Below are 20,283 nucleotides of genomic sequence, written 5' to 3' on the forward strand. Positions count from 1 at the left end.
AAGGTGGGTTTGTTTTAAAGATAAAAAAGGCTATCTTTTTTTAAGTTAAATTAGACCCGTTAAGGGCCCGGGCAGATTGTCCGGGCCTTTTTTATCTGGAAAGCCAGTTGATTTGATCAAAAATCATCTCTTTTAACTCGTCTGTGGAAAGATGTTTGTAACGATTGTAGCCAAGGGGTCTGCCAATGCGAAGATTCACCCTGCCCGGCTTTAAGAGAAATCCCCCCCTGCTCTGAAATTCGTACAACCCGGAAATGCCAAAGGGAAGAATGGTGGCCTGGGTCTTTTTTGCCAGATGAAATGGACCTTTTTTAAAGGGTCCCAGTTTTCCTGTCCTGGTCCTGTGGCCTTCGGGAAGAATGGCAATGGATAATCCTTCAGACAATGTTTTTTGGGCCTGTTCAAGGTTACCCCGCTCTATGGGGATGCATCCCCATTTTTTGATGAGATATCCCCAGACGGGAATGGAAAAATGATAGGAGGCCTCTACCCCGGTAAAAACCAAAGGGATGGCCGCAGGGAGGACAAAAATGTCAAAGAGGCTCTGGTGATTGCCCATGATCAGATATGTCTGCTCAGGATCAATATCTTCCTTTTCTGAAATTTTCAAGCGAATGCCCATGAGCCTGATCTGTATGCCAAACAAGCTTTTGGCAAGGCCAAAGGTTTTTTTTCGGGTCAAGGTCCAAAAACTGATGAAAAGTATGGAAAAAGAGATTAAAAAAAATGTTCCGCCCACAATCCAGAGGCATAAGGAAATTATGTTTTTCATAATCCATCTTTCAATGGGTTTTAATGAATCTCAACTTTAGTCTGTGTTCAGCCTACCCCCCGGTGGCCTGGGCGTTTTCCAGGTCATATGAAATTTTTCTTACCGACCGGGTAAACTCGGTTTTAAATTTTTGATTTTCAGCGTCGGTAAAGTCTGCAAAATCCATGAGTTCAAGATCTTTTACTAAATTGAGCAGATCCAGAAGATAGGTCTGGGCAAGTGGCTCAAGGGAAGACCGCTCTTGTTTTTGACTCTCCTGGTCTTTATCCCTGGGATTTTTTTCCAAACGAAGGTGTATCTCCTGGGTTAAAAGAGAAAACAAGGCATCAATTCGGTCGGTTTTAATCAATGTGGGCTTATGGAAAAAACAATGGTTTTTATCCACAACCACCTCTTTATTTTTCAGGAATGCCATTTTTTCAAACCAGTTGACTGCGTAAGCCATGTAATCCTCTTTTTGCCAGGCCTCTTTTTGCCATGCATGGACCCGGATGGCCTTGGCCAATTCCTGCATGCAGATCTCATGGGTTTTATAGTCAAAGTTTCCCAGAAAGGCGCCTGACTGAAAAATATCGATTCCAGGACGGTGGGCATCCTTGGAAATTTCTGCGCAAAGTATCCGGTCGTCTTTGCCGGGCCGCTGGATAATGATTTTATAGGACGGATTTTGTTTGTTGATCCGCAAGAGTGTTTCAACCGTATCCGGGGCAAAGATGGCATTTGCAACGGAGGGGGGAAGAAAGGCTGCCCATAATCCGGGGCTTAGGTCTATGATGGCCAGGGCCTGGTTGAACAAATCCATTTCTTTTTCATCAAGGGGGCAGACCGGGGTGAGCCGTCCTTTTTCCAATTGAGGTATAAAAAGATCCATCACCGCTTCAAGCCCTGCCTGCCACCGTGCACTGATGGGATTTTTTTTCTCGTTAATCCATTGTTCTTGCTTTGATGCCATCGGATCCATTCACCCTCCGAAATTATCTTATGATAGGTTTGTTATTTTTTTTAGCCATTTAATTTTTACCATACCCCATGGTGGGGGTGTTCATTTTATAAACTACTTACAATAAAGATTTATCAAGGTTGCAGCGTTTGGCTGCCGCCCTGTCCAGCAGGTGGCCAAGTTCTCCTGGTTTGCCGGGAAAATAGCCAAATGTTTTTTCCCAGACCTCCTGGTCTTCCATGCAAAAATAGACCATGACCTTTGGGGCAATCTCTTTGAATAGTTTGGCCAGGCGCTGGTATAACTTTATTCTCAAGGGTTTGAAATACCGCATCTTATTGTCCAGTCCCAGGATAAATTCTCCATAGGGAATGGTGGAATCGGGAAACCGTGATTCTATAATGGATTTAAGCTGGGGCATGAACCTGAAAGTGCCGATGCTGATCCATACGATATCTTCCTGGGTGACATGGGTGAATATGGAAGAGATGACCCTTTCATACTCTTCCTCGCACCCCGGGTAGAGAATAATGGGATCAAAGTGAAAGGCCAGTTTATATCCCTTTTGAGCGGCTTTTTTTGCCGTGGCCAGCCGGGCACTGAGCCCTGATGTTCCGCGTTCTTGTTCCTGGATGATCTTGGGGGTGTTCAGGGACCAGGACAGAATGGTTTTTGAGTTATGGTCCAGGTCCAGCAAAGAGTCCACATTAATGGTTTTGGTTTTCAGCTCAAGTATGGATCTGTTTTGGCCGGCAAATTTTTTTACCAGAAAGCCGGGCATGGGGCTGATCGGTTCCCAGATCAGTGAGTCCGTATACTCTCCCGTACCAATCCGAAGAATTTTATTCTGTTTAAATATAGGATCAAGTTCGGATGAAAGCGTTGACAGGCCGGCAAAATACTGGAGCAGCGGGGGATGGAAATAGGCCTGGAGAATGCAGTAAGAACAGTCCATGGTGCAAAAGGTACCCGTATGGAGAATGGTGTAGTCACAACAGGTGTAATGGCTTGTCCCCGGGCATTTTCGGATCACAGCCCCTTTGTTTTTGGTGATGTATAAATTTTTTTTGGCAGCAAGGATGGGATCATCGGCCTGGTTGACAAGATCGTAAACCGGGGTGGCATTTTCAACGATTTCAGGACTCAGGTTTGTTTTATCGATAATATACTGGATTTCACGATCAACATCCAGGTTCGCATCCATGAAAAGCCGGGTGAGTTTTGTCATTTTCATCGGTTTAAAATCTCTATAAAATCAGGATGGTCCAAGAGGGTTTCAAGGGTTTTGAGTCTCTCTTTGAAATCATCGCGGCTGGTAAATCCAAGATGAATGGAGTAGATCATGCTTTCAAAATTTTCAGGCAGTATGAGTTTTAAATTTTGATCAAGTTTTAATTTCTTCAGGTGAACGCCTGCCTTTTGCCGAGCCTGTTCAAGTTCTGGAAACCGCTGTTTTAAAAGCGATGCCCGGATGCGATTGCCAAGGGCGGCAAGATCTTTGTGTCCCGAAGGCGGGCAAAGATCGTTGGCTTTAAGGAGTTTACTTGCGTTGAACAGGTCCTGGACCGTCGTGTTTTCAAGGGCGGCAATTTCCCTGGCCAGGGTCATGATCTCCATTTGTTTGCCCGAGGAGATATGTATTTTTGAAAATAAGGTTAAAAAAGCCTTGGCTGTTTCCATGTCGAACCGGGTAATGGCCTTGGCTGATTTAATGGAGAGCTGTCCTTTGTCCAAAAGGGATAAGGCCTGACTCGGCAGCCTATAAATGGCAGCCAAAGTTTTTAAATATCCGACATTCAAACTCATGTTGAACAGGGCCGATGACTTTTGGGCAAGGGTGGTATCATCCATGTATTGACCCAGAAGATGGACGGCACGGATCAATTCGCCAGGGTCAAGAGGTCTTTGGAATGCATTCTGGGCAACCGCATTCATGGCGGCATTTAACATAGAATCTTGGGTGTTTGCCCGCATGATTCTACAGTGAATTTTCTCCCATCCAAGAGATATGACGGCCTCAAACCGTCTAAAGCCTGAGACCATGACATATCCCTGGTCTTTTTCAAGAATTAAAGGGGGGGTGGTCAGCCCGATCTGCGAAATGGAAAGGGCCAGGCCTGGGATGTCAAATTCCGGGCTTGTAATACGAAACCCTGTGTCAGCCGGGTTGATGGCCGACACAGGGATGGTTGCATGGTCAATATCATTCATGGGCTTAGATGGTTTCACCTGTAAGGCGGTTAAAAATTTGTTTATAGGTGGCGCTTGTTTTTTCAACGATTTCTTGGGGCAGTTTCGGGCCTGGAGGGATTTTATCCCAGCCTGAATTGGTGAGCCAGTCCCTGACCGCCTGCTTGTCAAAACTGTTTTGTCCCCTGCCCGGTGCATAATCGTCCAAAGGCCAGAACCTGGAAGAGTCAGGGGTCATGATTTCATCAATGAGAATAATTTCTCCGTCAAGCATGCCGAATTCAAACTTTGTATCCGCAATGATGATTCCTTTTTCAAGGGCCAGTTTTGCACCTCGATTGTAAATTTCAAGGCTTAAGTCCCGCAGTTTTTCAGCATTTTCTCTGCCGATGATATTGATGGTCTCCTCAAAACTGATATTGATGTCATGGTCCCCGATTTCAGCTTTGGTGGAGGGCGTGTACAAGGGGGTGTCAAGTTTATCAGACTCTTTTAGGCCTTGGGGCAGGTCAATGTTGCAGACATGACCCTCTTGTTGGTAGGATTTCCATCCGGATCCTGAGATGTATCCGCGGACAATACATTCCACGGCCATGGGTTCAGCCTTTTTTACCAGCATGCTCCGACCTTCAAGTTGTTTTTTGAACCCCTGGAAGGCTTTGGGAAAATCATCCACTGAAGTTGAGATAATATGGTTTTTGACAATATCTTCCATCTGTTTGAACCAGAAGACTGAAATCTGGTTGAGTACCTTTCCCTTGTCAGGGATGGTATCGGGCAGAACCACGTCAAAGGCGGAAAGCCTGTCTGTTGTAACCATGAGCAGGGCATCTTCAGTATCAAAAATATCCCTGACCTTGCCCTGTCTGACCAGGGGCAACCCTTTGTATTCTGTGCTGGGAATTATACTCACCATAACCTCCTTTTGAATTACAATTTTTTACAAAAATTTTGCTGATTAATACCATAGAATAGGCTACTTTTCTATTCCCTGACAAAACTTTTCCGTTTCTGTTTGGAAAATGAGTTTTATCCATGACAATAGAGGGCTTGACCTGGATCATTCATCATAATATGTTTGGACCCAAATCAGTTTGCAAATAATTTTTCTAATCAAAGAGGAATTTTATGAAAAGGATCTATCGTTGTCTTTTCCTGACCCTAATGCTTAATCTGGGCTTGACCTTTCCTGCGGTTTCAGAACCGCTTTACACCCTAAAAGAGTTGTGTTCGCTGGCCAACCAGAATGCCGAAACCATTCAAATTGCCCAGGAAAACCTTTATATTGCCGAGCAGGACAAAGAGCGGGCAAGATCGGTTCTGATTCCGAGAGCCACCTTGTACGGCAGGTATTTAAATTATAAAAATGCTGACCAGATGTCTCCGGATACCAATACCCTGGGCGGTAAACTGACCCAGTCGTTTACCCTTAACGGCAGGGAGCTTATTGCCTATGATGTGAGCAAAAAAGGGATTGAAAAGGCCCAGTTTTCCAAAGAGGCCGTCAGGTCCGACTATATTTTTACGGTGGCCCAGTCCTATATCAGAACCTTGAGCAATAAACGGTTGGTCGAAGTGGCAGATGCGGAAGTTGAGCGGCTCACGGCCTACCGGAATTCGGTAAAGGAAAAACTGACTGTGGGCAATGTGACCAAGACAGCCCTTTACAGGGCCGAGGCTGAACTCTCCAGAGCCAAGACGGATCATATCGTGGCCGTGAACAATGTGGATGCTGCTAAGGCAAATATTGTCCGACTTGTTGGGGTTGAAGAGGGATTCAGGGTATCGGCCGAGGATGTGGTCAATGCGGATGATTTTTCTATCACCCGCCAGGAGATTGAAGCCAGTGCCAAAAAGAACCGGTATGAAATCAAAGAAGCCCAAAAGGCCATTGAGATCGCCCATCGTACCGTCAGTTATGAAAAGGGAGATTATTGGCCCAGCCTGGACCTTGAAGGGGGATACAATGAAAATGATATTCAGTACAAAGGCAGTAGCGCTGATACCAAATATGATACTGAAAATGCCTATATCCAGGCCCAGTTAACCTTTACCCTTTACGACGGCGGATTAAGAGGAGCCCAGGTCCGCCAGGCCCTTGCCAGGGAGCGACAGGCAAGGCAGGCTCTGGCAGACCAAAAAAAAGTCATTGTTCTTCAGTCCACGGAATCCTATTTGGAGTTTGAAGCGGCCAAAAACACTTTGATCAATTTGGAAGACGAATTAAAATCTGCCCAGGAAAATTATAATGCGGTTCAAATGCAGTTTAAATACGGCATGGCTGACAGTATTGACATCATGGATGCCAACTCCCTTTTGGTTGGCGCCCAAAGAAGGATCTCCAATGCAGAATACACCTACTATCTGGCAATTTTAAAAATAATCTATACCCAGGGCAATATTTTAACCCATCTTTTGGCAGATTCAGGCAAATGAGCTAGGATTCAATTAAAACTTGTTCTCTAAAAAAAGTGACACCCCCATGCACAAGGTCTGCATGGGGGTTTTTATTGGCCTGCATATACTGAATCCCTAATGTTTTCAGCACATACGCTTGACTAATTAAAAGGGCTTGCTTATCCTTTCTCCATGTCCGGTCTTGGATTAACATCTCAAAAGGAGCCAAATCATGTATGAAATTATCGCCAATCCTGAAGACTATCAGATTGATCACCTCATCAATGGAACGGGAAATGCCAACATCGAACTGAGCCAGGAAGAACGGAACAATTGGGCAGGTGAAATCGTTAATTTCAGCGAGCGGCTCAATGAATTTTCCCAAAAGGCAAATGAGCTGGCCAAAATACTCGGCTCAACAGACAGGATTTCAGCCACCCCGGCATCATTGAAAACCCTAAAGATTCAGCTTTTCATGATCAATGATGCGTTAAACTCAGCCCTGGCCATTGCCGATAAGCTGGAAACCGATATTGTCAAAAAATAAAAGGCTGTCAGGCGGAATTTAAGGAATATACCCTCCTGCCTGACAGGTCTGGCGTAAAAGATGGTCTGCGAGGACCAGAGTCAACATGGCCTCGCAGACCTTGTTTATTCTGGGGATGGCACAGATGTCATGCCGGCCTTGGGTTGAAATTGTCACGCTCTTTCCATCGTGTTTCAAGGTTTGCTGGGGTTTGAGGATTGAAGGAATGGGTTTGACATGAACCCGGACAATGATATCTTCCCCATTTGAAATACCGGCCAAAATACCGCCTGCATTGTTGGATAAAAAGCCTTGACGGGTCATGGGGTCATTGTTCTGGGATCCGGTCAGTTCTGCAGCCCTTGTGCCGGCACCGATTTCAACCGCCTTGACAGCGCCGATACTCATCATGGCCTTGGCAATCTCTCCGTCCAGCTTGTCAAATACCGGATCCCCAAGGCCGGCAGGTACATTGACAGCCCTGATCTCTACGATTCCCCCCAGAGAGTCCCCCTCTTGTTTGATTGTTTCAACCCGTTCTGCCATGGCATTGGCTGCCCCAAGGTCCGCTACTTTAAAAGGATTTTTATCAATGGCATCCTTGTCATATCCTTTGGCCCATATCCCTCCAAGGGCGATTGTATGGCTTTGGATTTTGATTTTATGGGGATCCAACACCATCTGGGCCACGGCACCTGCCGCCACCCTGGCCGCGGTTTCCCTGGCAGATGCCCTGCCCCCTCCCCGATAGTCCCGGATGCCGAACTTTTTAAAATAGGTATAGTCTCCGTGACCCGGCCTGAAAACATCCTTGATATCATCGTAGGATTTTGATTTGGCATCCTGATTTTCAATGAGAATCATGATGGGCGTTCCTGTGGTCTTTCCCTCAAAGGTCCCGGATAAAATTTTCGGGACATCCGGTTCTTTTCGTTTGGTTGAGGCCGGTCCTGTGCCGGGTTTGCGCAGATCCAGGGCCTTTTGGATGGTTTGTTCCTCAATGGGGATGCCCGCAGGACAGCCCTGGATGACAACGCCGAGGGCCTTGCCGTGGGATTCTCCAAATGTCGTGATCTGAAAGGCTTTGCCAAAACTAGAGCCTGTCATGGTCAAGTCTCCTTTTGATAAGGTCGGCTGCTGCTTCAGGGGTATGGTCAGCCGTGTTGATTTTAATATGGGCAAGATTCCGGTATAAGGGGGTTCGTTCATTGAGCATGGCAATGGTTTCCTCTTCAAGGTCCGCCTGGGTGAGACTCGGGCGCAATCTGGCTGAATTAGGATCAGCTAAAATCCGTGAAATCAGGGTAGAGGCATCTGCATCAAGCCAGACGGCCAGGCCTGAATTTTTGATCCATTTTCTGTTTTCAGCGGCCAGAACAATCCCTCCCCCTGTGGCCACGATGGGTGCCTTTGAAAGATCGATCAAGGACAGAGTTTGGCTTTCTTGTTGCCTAAAATACTCCCATCCCTTAGTTTTTACCATGTTTGCGATGGATGTTTTAAACCGGTCTTCGATTCTGCGGTCTGTGTCCAGAAAAGGCCGGTCAAGCATTTTTGCAACCAGCTTTCCAATGGTGGTTTTGCCGGTACATCGATATCCAATGAAAAAAACACAGGTCATGGGTAATGGGTCCTTACAAGGCATCAAACAGATGCCAATAGGTGGGAAATGATTTTTCAACACAATTTGGATTTTCAATTTCCATGCCCTTGACCCTGAGACCTGCCACGGAGAATGCCATGGCAATTCGGTGGTCGTTAAACGTGGATATCTGGGCGCCCTTGGGGCTGCCCCCAATGATTTCCATGGCATCGGATGTCTGGCTGACCTGGATACCCATTTTGGACAATTGGGAGCAGACAGCATCAATCCTGTCACACTCTTTGACCCTCAGGTGAGCAATGTTGGTGATCCGGGTTCTGCCCCTGGCAAAGGCTGCAACCACCGCAATGGCCGGGACGGCATCCGGGATCTCTGACATGTCCACATCCACCCCGGTCAGTTGTTGGCCCTGAACAAACAGGGTATTTTCCTTTTTTTCCAGGCAACACCCCATTTTTTCAAGAATTTTGACCTGTTTAAGATCTCCCTGCAAAGAGGTGGCTTCAATATTGGTCACACCGATTTTTTTCCCGGTGATGGCCCCCACGGCCCAGAAATATCCTGCATTGGACAGATCAGGCTCAACCACCCTTGTGCCCGGGACATAGGCCTGGCCGCCTTTTACCTGGTACACCCTGTCAGATACCTGCTCAGCTTGCACATTGAACTGGGACATAACGTCCAACGTCAGGTCAATATATGGTTTTGATACCAAGGGGCCTGCAAGTTCAATGACAAGACCCTGGTCAAACAAGGCCCCTGCCATGAGCAGTGCAGACAGATACTGGCTGGATTTTGAACAGTCAAGCCGTGTTGTGCCGCCCATGCGGTTGCCCCCCTGGATGACCACAGGGGGAGTGCCCTGGTCGTTTCGGGAATAGGCATTCACCTGGATATGTTTTAACGCGGTTAGAAGTTCGTTCATGGGCCTCTGGCACATGCGTTTGTCTCCGGTCAGGGTATAGGCGGTATCCCCTAAGGCTGCGATTCCGGCAAGAAGGCGCATGGAGGTGCCCGAATTTCCCAGATATATGGGTTGGGCATGGGGCATGGGCCTGCCGTTAAATCCGTCGACCTCCATCTGATGGTCAGTGATATCGTTGAATTTTGCCCCCATATGCTCAAGGGTCTGCCGGGTAAGAAAGAGATCTTGGGATTCCAGGGAATTATGGATGATTGATCTGCCTTTGGCCAGGGCTGCGCAAATCAGCATCCTGTGGGAAATACTTTTGGATCCCGGGATCTGGACAATTTGATCTGATATGGATTTTGGAAAGATCCGCTTCATTATTTTCTCCTTTTGACTCAATGGGTCAAAGCCGTCTGACGCATGAGGTCTTGGTCGGGCTCAATACCGGTCCATAGTTTAAATTGGGCAGCGGCCTGGGCCACAAACATGGACAGTCCGTCAATGGTCACGCATTTTTTTTTTCTGGCCGTTTTCAGCAGGCAGGTATCAAGGGGGGTGTAGACCACATCCATGACCACCATGCCCGGATGCAGGGCCTGGGCGGGATAGCTTAAGATCTTCGGGTCAGGCACCATCCCAAGGCTTGTGGTGTTGATCACCACCTCAGCCTGAATATTTTTCATATCCTCAAAGGGAATAAAATCGCCCCTGATCTGTTTGGCCAAGGCCTTTGCTTTTTGCCGGGTCCGGTTGGCAATCATCACCCGGGCCCCGTGGGCTACCATCCCAAAGGCCACTGCCCTGGCGGCTCCCCCTGCCCCGACAATGCAGATGGTTTTATTCTCTATCCCATGGGAGAGCAAAGGAGCCACTGCGGCATCACAATCGGTATTATACCCTTTAATTACTCCGTTTTCATTTACAAGGGTGTTTACAGCACCTATTTTTGCGGCCAAAGGATGGATCCAGTCCAGATGCGGGATGACCGATTCCTTAAAAGGAATCGTCACTGAAGCCCCTTGGATGCCAAGAGTGCGGATGGCCTGGACGGCTGCTTCTATGGTTTGGGGTTCAAAGGCCAGGTAAACAGCGTCAATCCCCTTGTCTTTAAAGGCTGCATTGTGAATCAAAGGGCTTTTTGAATGAACAACCGGACTGCCCAGAACACAATAAAGAGCCGTGGATGCGGTAATCATAGGCCAGGTTCCTCTTTGATAAATACGGGATATGATCCCAGTACCTTGAGTGTCAGGGTCTGGGCCTTGATTTTTTCTATGGTTTTGAAAATTTTTTCATCTTGAATATGGCCTTGAATATCCATGAAAAAATAATAGCTCCAGTTTTGATGCCGGGTGGGTCTGGATTCTAACTTGAGCATGTTAATACCGGACTGATCTATGGGGGCAAGGGCTTTGAACAGGGCGCCGGGAACATGGGAGGTGGCAAACATGATCGATGTTTTATCGGCCGTTGTTTTTTCAGGCCGTTGTTTTCCAATGACTAAAAACCGGGTGATATTTTTTCCCAAATCCTGGATTTTTGACTCCACCGGCAGCAGTTCATAGATATGGGCGGCTTTCTGGCTGGCAATGGCGGCCACGCTTTCATCTTCAGAGGCCATGAGGGCTGCCTTGGATGTGGAGCTGGTCTCTATAATCTCGGCATGGGCAAATTTTTTCTTAAGCCAGCCCTTGCACTGGGCAATGGCCTGGGGATGGGAATAGATGCGTTTGACATCCCGGGCGTCCCCTGTAATGGATAAAAGATCATGGGATATGGGCTCATAATGTTCTGCACAGATATTAAGATCAAACTCAGCAAAAAGATCCAGGGTGTGGTTTACGGCCCCTTCAATGGAGTTTTCCACGGGCACCACCCCAAAGTGGCTCTGGGACCGCTCTACATCCCTGAATATTTCAAATAAATTGGGCTGTTCAATAAATTGGCCTGAATGTTTAAAGTGATTGAGGGCGGCAATGTGGGTGTAGCTTGCCTTAGGGCCCAGATAGGCAATGGTTTTGGGCTTTTGTATCTCTCTTGTGGCCGTGATGATCACATTAAAAATATACTGGATTAAATCCTTTTCAGCCGGGCCTGGGTTTATCTTATGCAAGTTTTCAATTACCCTCCTCTCTCTTGCCCGGTCAAGGATCTGCCCGCCTTTTTGTTTTTTTACCGCCCCGACCTGTTGGCCGATTTCAAGGCGTTGGTTGATCAATTCCAGAATACGTGAGTCTATCCTGTCGATTTCATCCCGAAGGGAAACCAGTGGATTCTTGTGGACTGGAATTGATTTTTTTGGGCCTTCCATGAGTCTCCTCGTATATTTGTCTTCTATTGTCCAAAAAAAAACCGCATCAGGTCTTGCCTGCTGCGGTTGATTGGGTTTGGGACGGGTTAGTAAATCAATTTACCACAGACAGGCAGGCCCCCTTTTGAAAGGGGTGCAAAAATAAAAATATCTGTTCTCGGTAAAATTCATTGATCATCCTAATCATTTTTAAAATCATTGAACCTTATACAGATGGTTCCCATCTGTCAAGGGGGGCTTATGATTTTAGGGTAAAGTTACGGGCTGGTATCTTCCCCTGGTTTGATAATAAAAGATTGAATCCGGTTGCCGTCCATATCCTTGACCGTGATGATCCAATTGTTGATTCGTATGGATTCTCCGGGTTTGGGTATTCTTTCGATCTGTTCGAGGATAAAACCTGAAAAGGTGTCATAGTTGGCAGATTCGGGAATGGCCACCCCAAGTTTTTTGTTGAGATCATCCACGTCAATTCTTCCGGCCACCAACCATTTTTTACCTTTGAGCTGAACAATATCAGGGGTGTTGTGATCGGTTTCGTCAACGATTTCCCCAAAAATTTCTTCTACCACATCCTCTAAGGTTACAATACCGGAAACTCCGCCGTGTTCATCGACCACAACGGCCATATGGCTTTTTTTGGCCTTAAATTCCTGGAGCAGGGAATCGAGTTTTTTAGATTCAGGTATGAAATAGGGTTTTTTCATTATGGTCTTAAGATCCAGGGTATGGGTCTTCTTTCCTGCGGCCACCTGTTTTTGAAATTCAGCAAACAGATCCTTGATATGGACAACGCCCACAATATTGTCAATGGTATCTTCCATCATGGGGATCCTGGAAAATCCGGTTTTTAAAATGGCCTGGATATCCAGTCCTGAGGAAACATCAATGACAAACATATCTGCTCTCGGGGTCATGATCTCTGAGCAATAGGTATCATCAAATTCAAAAATATTGGTGATATATTCCTTTTCTTCCTCTTTGATTTCCCCCTCTTCTTCCACCACCTCGACCATGGTCATGAGTTCGTCTTCGGTAACCGTGTCCTGGCCATTGTCAATGGCCCCGTGGAGTTTGGGTATGAAGTTGAGAATAAAGATCAAAGGCCAGAATATTTTGGACAGCCAGTAGAGCGGATAGATCACTCCCCGGGAGACCAGGACATTGTTATGGTTGGCAAAGGATTTGGGAAAAATTTCACCAAATACGAGAATCAGCAGGGTCATGACCCCTGTGGCAATTCCAACGGCATTGACTTCCATGGACTTGGTCTCGAAAAAGGAGATGGCCAAAGAGGTGGCAAGTGCGGATGCACCGATATTTACCAGGTTGTTGCCAATCAGGATGGTGGTCAATAAGGTATGGGAATCCTCTTTCATTTCCATGATCAGTCGTCCGGTTCTGGAACCGTCTTTGGCAATGTGGAGTGCCTTGACCTTTGAGATGGAAAAGAGTGCAGTTTCTGAAGATGAAAAAAAACCCGATAAAAAAATACAGACGATCAGCAGGGTTAGTTCAAAAGTCATGGAAAATATAGTCCTTCAGGTTGTAAGAAATTTTGAGTCAATTCAATCTAATCGCTTTTGTCCTGGTTTGTCAAACAAGTATTTTCCAAGATTGGACAGGGGCGGGATAACTCAAGGATTGGATGCACTTGCTTTAATGAGATTTAAAATAATTTGGGCCGTTCTTTTGGGGGCGCCCGGGCTGCCGAGTCTTTGGCGGACCCCGGCGAGTTTTTCTCGGTGGGCCTCAAGGGTGTTGAGCATTGAAATGGCGGTCTGACAGATTTGTTCAGGATTTGCATCTCCCTGGAGCAGTTCCGGCATCACTTCCCGGCCCATGATCAGGTTGGCAAGGCCGGCATATTTTATTTTAACCACAAGTCTTGCAAGGCGGTAGGCTATGGGAGAAAGCTTGTAGACAATAATGGTGGGCAGCCCGCAAAGTGCAGCCTCTAAAGTCACGGTGCCTGAGGCGGCAATGAGCATGTCTGCCTGCTCAAATATGGACAAAGGCCGGCCCTCAATAATTTTATAGCTCCCATCCAGGCCTTGATTCTTAATAATTGTTTGGATTCTGTCTTGATTTTGTTTAGATCCTGCAGATACGATAATTTTTGCATCCGGGTGGATTTTTTTAATTTTCTGGCTTGCCCCAAGCATTACAGGCAAAAGCGTTTGAATTTCAGATCTTCTGGAACCCGGCAAAAGGCCGATAATCTTGTTTGGTTTCCTGGTACCTTGGGCCGGGGGCGGCAAAAGACGAGGATATTCATCCATCAGGGGATTGCCCACATAGGTGGCGGCAATTTTTCTTTGTTTGTAAATGGGGGATTCAAAGGGAAAAATCAGGGCCACATGGTCCACATAAGCCTTAATTTTGTCAAGCCTTGCCGAATTCCATGCCCAGACCTTGGGCGCAATATAATAGCATACCGGAATACGTGTATTTTCTTTGATATATTTTGCCACCCTGAGATTGAACCCGGGATAGTCAATGAGCACCACAATATCAGGCCGGTCGGATGTTAAGCGTGCCCGGACCGTTCTAAAGGCCTCTTTGATCGTACCCAATTGTTTGATAACCTGGACAAGACCCATGGCAGAGAGGCGTTCTATGGGGAAAAAAAGCTTAGCCCCCTGTTTTTTCATCCCAGGTCCGCCAATGCCTGAAATCCGGAGATTGGGATCTATCTGGTTTAAGGCCTGGATCAGGAACGCGGCATGGAAGTCACCTGAGGGCTCTCCTGTAAGGATCATGATATGCAAGGGGGGTGGGTTCATGGGATATCATCATCTGTCAGGGCAATGATGGCAATTTTGTACTTGTCGGCCAGACCAATCATTTCTTCCCGGTCAAAGGCCAGGGATTTTCCTGCTTCCAGGGCCAGCACGGTTGCCCCTGATTTATGCATGGTTTCAATGGTGGCGCATCCTGATGAGGGCAGATCAAACCGAAGATCCTGGTTGGGTTTTGACAGCTTAACCACCACAGCCCCGCTGTCATGGCTCAATTTCCCGCCCCTGAGAATGGTTTCGTCTGTGCCATCAATGGCTTCCACGGCCAGCACTGTGCCGTTGGAAATCACCAGGCATTGTCCGATATCAAGCTTGCCCACGGCCTTGGCCAACTGCCATCCCTGGAAAATATCTTTTTTTTCTCCACGGTCAGGCTTTTTCTTTGTCCAGCACCCTTTTGGGCTGATAAGTTCGGGTAATAAAAAAGTAGAGGGCATTAATTGGATCCCCTCCTTTTCCATGAGATCGGCAAATGAGGTTAAAATACTGTCGTCATGGGTCCTGGCGGTTTTGGCAATAAAGGAGAGCGCTTTGAGATCCGGACGTATATCTTTAAATATATTTGTTTTTTTAACAGAGCCGAGCATGACCGCCCGGGTAATGCCATGTTGTTTAAAATATTTTAAAAGCTTGTTGATTTGTCCCAGGTAGAGCCATTTGAATTCATGAACGTCTGAAACAAGGGTTTTGTCCGTTTCAGAGGGGAACCCTGCGGCAATGACTTTAAAGCCTTTTTGGGCCGCTTTTCGGGCAAATAGCAGGGGAAATTGTCCCCCGCCTGCAATGAGCCCGATCTTACCCTGATCTTCTTCCATTGGATTACCGGGTAACGCCCCGGTTGGATTCCTGGATAAATTTCATAAAGGTCAGCACTTCCGGGATCTGTTCAACCTCGGCTTTTGCCCGTTCCTGTGCCTGGGTAACGGTCAGGCCGATTCTAAAGAAAATCCGATACACTTTTTTAAGCTGGCTTAAAGTGGATTTTTGAAAATTATGACGCTTCAACCCCACATTGTTAAGCCCGTGAAGGGTGGCCCGGTCTCCAGCGGCAATGACATAGGGAGGTATATCCTTGACCACGGCAGATTTTCCCCCGATATAGGCGTAGTCTCCGACTTTAACAAATTGGTGGATGGCAACAAGCCCACCAATGGTTGCATGATCACCGATTTCAATATGCCCGGCCAAAGTTGAGTTGTTGGCTAAAATCACCCCTTTTCCGGTTTTGCAGTCATGGGCGATATGGGTATAGGCCATTAAATAATTTTCTTCCCCCACCTCGGTGACACCGCCGCCAAATCCGGTTCCCCGGTTAATGGTGACAAATTCCCTGATAATGGAGCCCCGCCCTATTTTTAAATAGGTTTTTTCTCCATGAAATTTTAAATCCTGGGGTGCCCCTCCAATGGATGCATACTGGAAGATCTGGCAGTCAGGACCGATGGTGACATGATTATCAATGGTGGTATAGGGGCCGATGGTGGTATTGGCTCCGATGCAGACATCGGCATTGATAATGGCAAAGGGGCCGATGGTGACGTTTTCATCGATCTGGGCCGATGAGTCGATAATTGCAGTTGGATGGATCATTCTTACTCCGTATCTTTGCTTTCTATTTCTTTGATTCTTTTTTCAAGGGAAAGCAGTTTTGTTCTCATTGCCGGCAGGCGGGAGATGATGTTGGCCACTTTGAGCCATATTTTATGGGGCATGTGAGGAATCCCCGAGACAACCTCATTGGGGGGAACATCTTTTGAAACCGCTGAAAACGGACCGACAATAGCCCCGTCTCCAATGGTCAGATGGCCTGAAACCGCGGACTTTCCTGCAATAATCACATTGTTTCCAACAACGGTGGAGCCGGCAATGCCGACCTGGGCCACAACAAGGGTGTTGTCCCCGATTTTTACATTATGGGCAATGTGAATCAGGTTGTCTGTCTTAACCCCATTTCCAATGGATGTGACGCCCAGGGTCCCTTTGTCAATGGTGTTGCAGGCCCCGATCTCAACCCGGTCTCCAATGTGTACGCTACCGGTATGGACCAGTTTTGCATGGCCTTCACTGTCCATGGCAAATCCAAATCCGTCCGAGCCGATAACCGTGCCCGAGTGTATGAGCACCTCAACACCCAGTTGTGTTTTATCCATCAAGGTGACATTGGGTTTAAGCTGGCAAGAATCTTTGATTCGACACTGGTCGCCCACATAGGTATTGGCCATGATATGGACCTTGTCACCAATGACCACATCATTTCCAACAACCACATTGGCATCAATGCGGGTATCCTGACCGATCCTCACCCTGTCCCCGATCACGGCCGTTGGATGGACGAAAGAAAATGGCTGCTCTTTGGGAGAAAAATATTCCACTATTTTAAAAAAGTCAACTTTGGGATTTGCACTTTTTAAAAGAATGGCAGTGCATTCTTTTTCAGTGGAAAAATCCTGGGGTACGAGCACTGCCCCTGCCTTGGAAAGGTCGAGTCTGGACAAATATCCATGATCAACGGCAAAGGTCAGATCCATGGGGCCTGCATCATCAAAAGAACAGACGCCATGGATCTCGTATTCACTTTCTCCTTGAATACAGGCATCTACCATTTGGGAGATTTGTCCTGTTGTCAACATGGGTGATTATTTCTTTTTGGCAAATTGGGTGTTGTATTTTTGAATGACCAGATCCGTGATATTCACCTGGGCCGGTGCATAAATAACACCTGCGGTTTTTCTTTCCAAGATGAGCAAAAATCCCTGATCTTTGCCCAGGGAATTGGAAATTTCAAACACATCTTTCTGGATTTCGTTGACCCGTTTATTTTGAAGAATTCTATACTCTTCAGTAAAATCGGCGTTCATTCCTTTGAAATTGTTGACCCTGTCCCTTAACTCCCGCTGTTTGTCCCGTTTCTTTTCAGGACTGAGTACTAAGGCCTCTCTTTCAATGGCAAGAGACATGGCTTCAACTTGTTTTTTTTCAGCTTCCAGTTTATTTTGCAGTTCTGTCCATTTGGCTTTAAGTTGTTTTTGTGTCACTTTTCCGGCACTGGAATTTTTTAATACTTTTTCAAAATTGACCACGCCGATTTTGGCCACATCCGCAGAAAATGCAGCAGGGTTTAAGCCAAGTGTAAAGATCAGGATTGTCAGTAAGATGAATCCTTTTTTCATTCATGCCTCCGAAATTAATTTTAAATTTTTTAGAAAAATGCACCAATGGAGAAGTCAAATTGTCCGTCTCCGGTATTTTTTACAGTTTTGCCGTCTATAACATACCCATAGGCCAGACGGATGGGCCCCATGGGAGAATTCCATCGAAGCTCGAATCCCGCGCTTGAAAACTGGTCTCCCAAGTCAATGGGGTCCCCGTAGGAGTAAACATCACCTCTGTCGTAAAAGAAGACCCCGTATACCCCGGCATCGGCCTGGATGGGAAAGAGCATCTCCGCGTTGAACTGAATATATTTTTCACCTCCGCGCTCAATGGTAGACTCTGGGGGAGTGGCATTTATATCGGTGTTGTCAAATCCCCTGATGGATTTGATACCCCCAAGATAAAAGCGTTCCCAGTCAATATCGATTGACCCCTCTGTTCTGTCGTCAAGATACCCGCCCTTGGCATAAATTCCGCCGGAAAATTTCCAGAATAAAGGAAAGAAAATGGCCGATTCAAGGGTGTATTTTGAAAAATCAATCTCTCCCCCTAAAAATTCTCCTGCATATTCCATTGAGAATCTGTGGTACATCCCCCTTGTGGCTAAAAACCTGTGGTTTCTAGAATCGTAGGAAATATAGGGTTCAAGGCTTGAGGTAAGATAGGATCCTGCCTTAACTTTGGTATAAGCGGTCTCCACGTCGGAGATATCAAAATCTTCAATGTTGTAGTTGATGCCGATGGCGGTATAATCCCAGAATTGACGGTATGCAGATCTTAGGGTCAGACCCATGGCATCCTTGTCGTAATGGTCATATTCATTTTCAAACTTGTAAATATCAAAGCCTCCGGATATGGGGCGGTCAAACATCCAGGGTTCGGTAAATCCGATGTTGAACAGGGCATTTTCACCGGAAAGCCGGGTGGTGAATTTCAGGCTCTGGCCCCGACCGAACAGGTTGCGTTCTTCAACTGAGAACTGGCCAAATGGACCGTCATCGCTTGAAAATCCGCCGCCGAATGCAAAGTTGCCTGTGGGTTTTTCCGTGACCTTGACTTCCACATTGCGTTGGTCAGGCACATTGGTTTTAACCGGTTTAATATCCACACTTCCAAAATAATCCAGAACCGACAGGTTTCTGTGACTGCGCTGGATTCCTCTCATACTGTACCGGCCCTGTTCCGCAATGGCCATTTCCCGACGGACAACCTTGTCCCGGGTCTTGGAGTTGCCGGTAATAATGATCCGGTTAAAATGGACCAGTTCTCCTTTCTGGATATCAAAGGAAATATTTACAATTTTCTTTTCTTCGTCCTTGTTGACCATGGGCCTGATCTGGGCATTGGCATACCCTTCGTTGGCGTAAAGGTCGGTCAGGGTGATCATGTCCTTGCGGACAAGTTCCCGGTTGTACAGTTCTGATTCCTGGGAAATGAGCAGGGGCAGCATCGCCTCTTCTGACGTCAGGATATCTCCTTGAATGCCCACAATCCCGTTTTTGTATTGATCTCCCTCCTCTATTTTAAAGCTGATGGAGATGCTCTCCTCCCCTAAGACGACCTTGGGATCAGAGACTTTAACATTGATAAATCCGTTGTTTTTATACAAGGATTCAATCCGGATAACATCATTGTCCAGTTCTGTTTCATCCAGGTCTCCAGAAGAGGTGAGAAAGGACCAGAATCCTTTTTCCTGGGTTTTCATCGCATCTTTGACATCATCATCGTCAAAAAATTCATTCCCTTCAAGCACAATGGTTTCAACCCGGATTTTTTTGCCTTCGTCAACTGTGAAAACAATGTCTGCCTGGTCATTTTTCAAGGGTTTTATTTCATAGGAAATCTGGCAGTTGTGATAGTTTTTTTCAAAATACAGCTGTTTGAGTTTTTCAACATCATTGTTGATCTTGTAGACGTTGAGAATTGATCCGGTACTGGTCCCCACCACATCAAAGAGTTCTTCGTCCTTGTAAATGCTGTTGTCTTCAAACCGGATATTTCTCACGCTGGGTTTTTCAGCCACCTCAAATATGATTTCAACGCCCCGGTCCAGGTTTTTTTTATTGACGGAGACATTGTCAAAATACCCCATCTTATAGACAAGCTTAAGGTCCTTGCCCAGGGTGTCAGGATTGAGAAGTTCCCCGGTTTTTGAGGTAATCACCCTTGAAATGGCATCCGATTCTATTCGTTTATTGCCTGAAATTAGAATGGCAGAGATAATTTTTTTCTGGAAAAGTTCACCTGTGATATCCCGGCCAAGGGATGATACGGCAGAGTAAAGCTCTCCTATGCTCGGTGCCTGGGAGAAAAAAATAAAGGGCTCTTGTTTTTCATATACATTATGCATCTGGGTATCAATGCTGATTCCCTGCCCTGCAATGAAAATATTTCCCGTGATGATCCAGTCAGCCCCTAAACGGATACCTTCTTTGCGGAATTGGGGGTATTCCCAGACAGAGGTATCTGCATTGGTTTTTATGAGAATGATTTTTGCCCCGTCTTTTTCAAGCTTTTCCTTGAGCATCTGGGGCAATGCGGTTCTCACCTTTTCATTGGGGGCCTCTGCCTGAACAGCAAATGGGAACACAGCCACAGTCTGTTCGGCCAAAAGGGGGGTGATACAACAAAAATAAAGAAGAATTGCCAGTCCTAAACTGATTTTAACCTGTTTCATAAA

19 protein-coding genes are annotated in these 20,283 nt (G+C 46.5%); 2 read left to right on the forward strand and 17 right to left on the reverse strand.

Annotated features, from left to right (window positions below; all coding sequences use genetic code 11):
* Window positions 1-91: 91 nt before the first annotated feature.
* The 5 genes from HUN05_15420 to HUN05_15440 form a co-directional block, all read right to left on the reverse strand.
* Window positions 92-772 (reverse strand): 1-acyl-sn-glycerol-3-phosphate acyltransferase, encoded by a 681-nt coding sequence (locus HUN05_15420; protein WDP86342.1) that lies wholly within the window; start codon window positions 770-772, stop codon window positions 92-94.
* A 52-nt stretch (window positions 773-824) separates the two neighbouring features.
* On the reverse strand, window positions 825-1,733 hold the full coding sequence (locus tag HUN05_15425) for a hypothetical protein (GenBank protein ID WDP86343.1): 909 nt from the start codon (window positions 1,731-1,733) through the stop codon (window positions 825-827).
* A 97-nt stretch (window positions 1,734-1,830) separates the two neighbouring features.
* Window positions 1,831-2,940, reverse strand: a complete 1,110-nt coding sequence (locus HUN05_15430; GenBank protein ID WDP88089.1) for a DNA photolyase — start codon at window positions 2,938-2,940, stop codon at window positions 1,831-1,833.
* A 2-nt stretch (window positions 2,941-2,942) separates the two neighbouring features.
* Window positions 2,943-3,923 (reverse strand): ParB N-terminal domain-containing protein, encoded by a 981-nt coding sequence (locus HUN05_15435; protein ID WDP86344.1) that lies wholly within the window; start codon window positions 3,921-3,923, stop codon window positions 2,943-2,945.
* 4 nt (window positions 3,924-3,927) lie between these two features.
* Entirely contained in the window at window positions 3,928-4,818 is an 891-nt protein-coding gene (locus HUN05_15440; protein ID WDP86345.1) for a phosphoribosylaminoimidazolesuccinocarboxamide synthase, read from the reverse strand.
* A gap of 212 nt (window positions 4,819-5,030) precedes the next feature.
* Between HUN05_15440 and HUN05_15445 the strand changes: the two genes are divergently transcribed.
* Window positions 5,031-6,338: a TolC family protein gene (locus HUN05_15445; GenBank protein WDP86346.1), complete on the forward strand. Its 1,308-nt coding sequence runs from the start codon at window positions 5,031-5,033 to the stop codon at window positions 6,336-6,338.
* Between the two features lie 193 nt (window positions 6,339-6,531).
* Complete coding sequence (locus HUN05_15450; protein WDP86347.1) at window positions 6,532-6,846, forward strand: hypothetical protein; 315 nt, start codon at window positions 6,532-6,534, stop codon at window positions 6,844-6,846.
* An 18-nt stretch (window positions 6,847-6,864) separates the two neighbouring features.
* On the opposite strand, the gene aroC is transcribed toward HUN05_15450, so the two are convergent.
* The 12 genes from aroC to bamA form a co-directional block, all read right to left on the reverse strand.
* Complete coding sequence (gene aroC / locus HUN05_15455) at window positions 6,865-7,932, reverse strand: chorismate synthase (GenBank protein WDP86348.1); 1,068 nt, start codon at window positions 7,930-7,932, stop codon at window positions 6,865-6,867.
* Window positions 7,919-8,446 (reverse strand): shikimate kinase AroL, encoded by a 528-nt coding sequence (aroL, locus tag HUN05_15460; protein ID WDP86349.1) that lies wholly within the window; start codon window positions 8,444-8,446, stop codon window positions 7,919-7,921. The genes aroC and aroL overlap by 14 nt, the downstream gene beginning before the upstream one ends.
* 13 nt (window positions 8,447-8,459) lie before the next feature.
* Window positions 8,460-9,716, reverse strand: a complete 1,257-nt coding sequence (gene aroA, locus HUN05_15465; protein WDP86350.1) for a 3-phosphoshikimate 1-carboxyvinyltransferase — start codon at window positions 9,714-9,716, stop codon at window positions 8,460-8,462.
* A 17-nt stretch (window positions 9,717-9,733) separates the two neighbouring features.
* A complete protein-coding gene (gene aroE / locus HUN05_15470; protein ID WDP86351.1) occupies window positions 9,734-10,534 on the reverse strand; it encodes a shikimate dehydrogenase in 801 nt (266 codons plus the stop codon).
* The gene (gene pheA / locus HUN05_15475; protein ID WDP86352.1) at window positions 10,531-11,649 is read right to left on the reverse strand and encodes a prephenate dehydratase; all 1,119 of its coding nucleotides are present in this window, start codon (window positions 11,647-11,649) and stop codon (window positions 10,531-10,533) included. Before pheA ends, aroE begins: the two co-directional genes overlap by 4 nt.
* Window positions 11,650-11,906: 257 nt before the next feature.
* The gene (locus HUN05_15480; protein ID WDP86353.1) at window positions 11,907-13,175 is read right to left on the reverse strand and encodes an HlyC/CorC family transporter; all 1,269 of its coding nucleotides are present in this window, start codon (window positions 13,173-13,175) and stop codon (window positions 11,907-11,909) included.
* A gap of 111 nt (window positions 13,176-13,286) precedes the next feature.
* Window positions 13,287-14,435: a lipid-A-disaccharide synthase gene (lpxB, locus tag HUN05_15485; protein ID WDP86354.1), complete on the reverse strand. Its 1,149-nt coding sequence runs from the start codon at window positions 14,433-14,435 to the stop codon at window positions 13,287-13,289.
* Window positions 14,432-15,265 carry a UDP-2,3-diacylglucosamine diphosphatase LpxI gene (gene lpxI, locus HUN05_15490; GenBank protein ID WDP86355.1) on the reverse strand — a complete coding sequence of 278 codons (834 nt, stop codon included), beginning with the start codon at window positions 15,263-15,265 and terminating at the stop codon, window positions 14,432-14,434. The genes lpxB and lpxI overlap by 4 nt, the downstream gene beginning before the upstream one ends.
* Before the next feature lie 4 nt (window positions 15,266-15,269).
* Window positions 15,270-16,040: an acyl-ACP--UDP-N-acetylglucosamine O-acyltransferase gene (lpxA, locus tag HUN05_15495; GenBank protein ID WDP86356.1), complete on the reverse strand. Its 771-nt coding sequence runs from the start codon at window positions 16,038-16,040 to the stop codon at window positions 15,270-15,272.
* A 2-nt stretch (window positions 16,041-16,042) separates the two neighbouring features.
* Window positions 16,043-17,080 carry a UDP-3-O-(3-hydroxymyristoyl)glucosamine N-acyltransferase gene (lpxD, locus tag HUN05_15500; GenBank protein WDP86357.1) on the reverse strand — a complete coding sequence of 346 codons (1,038 nt, stop codon included), beginning with the start codon at window positions 17,078-17,080 and terminating at the stop codon, window positions 16,043-16,045.
* Between the two features lie 6 nt (window positions 17,081-17,086).
* Entirely contained in the window at window positions 17,087-17,620 is a 534-nt protein-coding gene (locus HUN05_15505) for an OmpH family outer membrane protein (protein ID WDP86358.1), read from the reverse strand.
* Window positions 17,621-17,649: 29 nt separating this feature from the next.
* Window positions 17,650-20,280 carry an outer membrane protein assembly factor BamA gene (bamA, locus tag HUN05_15510; GenBank protein ID WDP86359.1) on the reverse strand — a complete coding sequence of 877 codons (2,631 nt, stop codon included), beginning with the start codon at window positions 20,278-20,280 and terminating at the stop codon, window positions 17,650-17,652.
* Between the last annotated feature and the right edge of the window lie 3 nt (window positions 20,281-20,283).

Source organism: Desulfobacter sp. (assembly GCA_028768545.1).
GTDB lineage: Bacteria > Desulfobacterota > Desulfobacteria > Desulfobacterales > Desulfobacteraceae > Desulfobacter.